Below are 4,453 nucleotides of genomic sequence, written 5' to 3' on the forward strand. Positions count from 1 at the left end.
CTAATACCCATTGCAAATAAAGCACAAGGCCCAGCAGTTTGTGATAATAGATCTAATGTTTTATTGGCAAATTCTGGCATTTGAAAGGAAAAAACTGAAGCCAATACACCGGCTAAAGTCGCAACAATAAAAGGATAGGGAAATATTTTTACCAAGATATGCCGGATCAATGCCAATTTGGTTTGTTGGTTGCCATTATCGAGCACCATAAACAAGGGTGCGACAATAAAATGCATCGCATTTTCGAAGCAAAAAATAAGTGCTACTGGCACAGCGGCTGCCGGCCCAAAAGCAGCCAACCCAAGTGGAACCCCCATATAACCAACATTGCCATAAGCGGCGGCAAGCCCTTGAATAGTGGCCTCAGATTGATTCTTTTTGCGCCATTTGGCAATCAAATACACCAGCAGAAAAATAGTGAATGTGCTGCCCATTGATATCACAGTAAATCCAACTTGAGCAAACTGGCTGACTGGCGTTGTGGATAGAAGCTGATAAAACAACGCTGGCAAAGCAGCATAGATAATATAAAAATTCATCCATGCCAAGCCTTCAATCGGTAGGCGAGCCAATTTACCCGCAACAAAACCTAGAAGGATAATCGCAAACAGCGGCAATACGAGTTGAATAACAGCAAGCATTTAATCGTTCCTGAATTCCATCTAGTTGAGTTGGGTTAACTTCGGTTTGTCCCTGTACCGGAATAAATCGAACGATCATTGATATAACGTTGAATGGCTTGAACCTGATGAGACCTGAGCATCCTTTGATGTCCAAACGCCGATTAAATGCCACTAAGATTGATAACCCATAATAAAGAATATAGCGGCCAGCATAAAAAACGATGTTTTTAAGCATCTGATGAGTTTAGTTAATCATAATGAGGGACAGTTATTTTGATATCGCTTTTTACTCCAATTCGAAATTTTTGGCCCTAAATAGTTCATCAGAGCTGATTAAACAATTGTTAGTTACGCTAGGAGCAGCAGGTTGAAAATAAAATCAGTTTCCATTTGTTACTGTTTCTTTGATGACCCATTTCACTGCATGCTAAGAAATGTGATCAGTCACCCGTTAACTACGAAGACTCTCTAAACAAAGTGTCCGGTAAGTGTTGTTCAGAACACGCCAAGCAATCCGTCAGAACAGGATTCGTTAAAGGGCTATTCGAGGTGCGTTAATTAACTTCCGTCTAATTGAAAAGCTTGGCGCAAGGCTATATAAATCACCATTTAAGCCAACCAGCTGATATTTAATTCCTTGTGCTTTTCCAATCTGTGAGCATGCTAATAAGTGTTTGGGCTCACCATGCACGGGGACGATACATTTTGGTTTGACCCAATTGAATAGTTGGATCAAATCACCCTCATTGGGATGACCGGAAGCATGAATGGTATTTTCACAACTGGCTGATTCAATAACCGTTACTTCGCGTTCTTTTAATAAGTCAGTTAATCGTTTGACCGATTTTTCATTTCCCGGAATCACAATACTACTAAAAATAACAATGTCTTTTGCATCCAGATCACAGTCTCTGTGGTTATTCAAAGCGAGCTTGTAAAGACCTGCTCGTGGTTCACCTTGACTACCGGTAGCAACTATAAGGACTTCATGTCTTGGTAAATAGCCGATGTGTCTAAGCGGAGTTATCTTTAACTCATCAGGCCAAAAGCCTGTTCTTCTGGCGATACTCACCATGTTTTCAAGTGCAGGACCCAGTAAGCACATGTATCTATTACTCGCCTTCGCTATCTTTGCAAGGGTAATTAAACGTCCTATGTTGCTTGCGAAACAAGTCACTACGACTCTGCCTTTTGCCTTGCTGATGAGCGTGCCTAAGCCTTGTTCGCAGTCTTTTTCAGACAATGAATGACCAGGCCGATTAGCATTAGTTGAATCACACACCATGGCCGTAATATTTTTACTGGCTAATTGCTTAAATAGTTGCCTGTTGAAACTTTCACCTACTACCGGATTAGCATCGATTTTCCAATCACCGGTATGCAATACGCGCGCAACAGGAGTACTAATAAGGATTGCATTTGCGTCAGGAATAGAGTGAGTTGTCGGTATCCACTCGACTGTGAATGGACCAATGTCAATGACGCTGCCGGGCTCGACAACTCGAATAGGTAGTTCAAACTGAATTTCAGCTCGGTGGGCTTTGCGCCTCAATACCTCTGCTGTAAAGGCCGTGGTATATATTGGACATTGTAATTGCTCCCATTGACTCACCACGGCCCCAAGATGATCTTCATGTGCATGTGTCAACACAATACCGCATAACCTATCACGCTGATTGGCTATAAAAGAAATATCGGCAGTCACTACGTTGTGCCTGGTTACGGCAGTCGCTTCATCTTGTTCTCGGTCAAGCGGTACGCCAAAAGTAACTCCGCAATCAATCATCAGCCATTGATTGTTATGCCCATAGAGATTGACGTTCATACCTATTTCGCCAGTACCACCTAAAGGCAAAAACCATAGATCTTTTTCAGTTGGGTTGTGATTCAAGATGGATGCTCAAAATAAGGTTAAAAAACTAGAGGTAATTAGAATAAAAAATTATGTTTTTAGTCTGCTGTAAATTGACTATTTAAGATCATGCTGTTCGAATTCAAGTCTGACTTCAAGTTTATACCATTCAGCATTAATGCAAGATGCTCGATTAAGCAATCAGCATCAAAGTATAAGAAGATTTATTAATCAATATCAAGCCGCAAAACCTGACCTGAAAGCAGAAAATAATAATAGAGAATAAAAAATGAGGATTATCTACTAACCCGATATCATTGTTACTTAGAGTCAAATTTGAAGAATGAAAGGGTATACCTCAATCGTTAAAGGAAATTACGATGACACTACCCAGAAAACAGCTTGTCACCAGTAAAGATACACCCTTCTAGTAGGTTATTTTCTGCTGTTAACAACGCAAATACCAGTACGGTGTTGGTTCTCATTCTGGTAAAAAACTATAGCCACCCCCAATGTTAGATTGAAATAGTGCTGCAAAAGGAGTACTAGAATTGAAGTAAAACGTCACAAACTAAAAATTTTTCTTTAAATAGCTTCCGGAAACACCCTGTGCGTGCCCAAGCGAAGCAACAAAGTGTCCTTGAGGTGGATATTCGAATACAGTGAATTGTAGAGGCTGGATCAAAAGACTCTAGCTATCTGATTGAGCTTTTTTGGAGGTCATGATAGATCTGTTCCATTACGCTATTATTGTGCTCTTTAACAATAATCTCTGACTTAAACAGTTCATAAAATTCTAAGATAGTGATAGCTATGATAATGACTATTCCAATACTTGTGTAACCATTAAACAAGAATATTACGCCGGTCCAAAAAACAACAATATTCAACAAGCCCCGCTGCCATTTACCTAAATAAAAGTGATGTAATCCTGCAATGAAAATATAGTTAAGGGCTGCATAGGTGTCGGGGTCTTTCAGTCTTTTATCCGACTCTTTAAAAAACATCAGTCTGCTGTTATCCGGCAACTCTCTGACTAGTTTTCGAATGGTTTCTTCTTTTTCTTCAACTTCTTGTTTAGATGACATTTCGTTTCCGATTTAATGCTGACAAGGTGCTATTCCTGTCAGAATAAATTTAATTAGCGACCCAATGTAATAATCACAGCTTCACGTTTCCAGAACAGTAAAAAACGCTTTTGTTCTACTAGCTGGAAAGCGAGTATCCAGCCATTTGTAGCCTCTTTGTTGAGAGCAATTTCCATCTTCTTTATTGGGATTCCTGATGCCCCTAGAAATATTGTTCCTAAACCACCCTCAACTATATGAAGAACTTTATACTCTTTAAAAACCATTTTTCTTCCTCTTGAATTATGCTTCAATGATAAATGACTTCGTTCGTGAGAAGCGCGCCACTTTGAAGCCTGAACGCCCAAATAACAGGCTAAGTAGTAGTTGGATAGAATTGTGTATCGAAGCGACACATAGCCAACTGTTACGTGTCCTTGTTGATTTTCTAATTATGCGAACTAGGCGCCGATCAACAATAACCCAGAACCAAACAAACTACACCCCAAAGTAAATAGAGCAAACTTAGGAATAAAGTTAACTCGTATTCAAACGATAAGAGGTCTGTTAGGGATATTGTAAAAAGAGCAATAGTTACATTAATTAGATCAATTGCTAACTTTTGAAATGCACACATAACTTGCTTCCAACTGCGAGTTAATAAAATATTATTTTCGTCAGAAGCAATACTAGCCGTCTATTTCGTTCCACCAAAAACATGTGCAATAACAGCCAACAAACTAAAAAAGGCAACGACTAGTAAGAAGATATTCATACCTGTCTCTTATTACACATCTGACGCTGCCGACGAAGAGGATAGTGTAGATCTCGGTGGTCGCCGTATCATTAAAAAAAAAAAAAAAGAAAAGCAAAGCACACATAGAAACATAATAAAAACATAACTCATAAGA

4 protein-coding genes are annotated in these 4,453 nt (G+C 39.4%); all 4 read right to left on the minus strand.

All coding sequences use genetic code 11. The annotated features are described in order from the left end of the window. On the minus strand, positions 1–641 hold a 641-nt coding region (locus tag QZ562_RS19830; RefSeq protein WP_293764153.1), incomplete at its 3' end, for an AEC family transporter. Between the two features lie 514 nt (positions 642–1,155). Beyond that, the gene (locus QZ562_RS19835; RefSeq protein WP_293764159.1) at positions 1,156–2,448 is read right to left on the minus strand and encodes a ribonuclease J; all 1,293 of its coding nucleotides are present in this window, start codon (positions 2,446–2,448) and stop codon (positions 1,156–1,158) included. 722 nt (positions 2,449–3,170) lie between these two features. Then, positions 3,171–3,563, minus strand: coding sequence for a TM2 domain-containing protein (locus QZ562_RS19840; RefSeq protein WP_293764155.1), 393 nt, complete (start codon positions 3,561–3,563; stop codon positions 3,171–3,173). Positions 3,564–3,616: 53 nt separating this feature from the next. After that, positions 3,617–3,829 carry a DUF4177 domain-containing protein gene (locus QZ562_RS19845; RefSeq protein ID WP_293764157.1) on the minus strand — a complete coding sequence of 71 codons (213 nt, stop codon included), beginning with the start codon at positions 3,827–3,829 and terminating at the stop codon, positions 3,617–3,619. Positions 3,830–4,453 lie beyond the last annotated feature (624 nt).

Source organism: uncultured Paraglaciecola sp. (assembly GCF_913058035.1).
Lineage (GTDB): Bacteria > Pseudomonadota > Gammaproteobacteria > Enterobacterales > Alteromonadaceae > Paraglaciecola.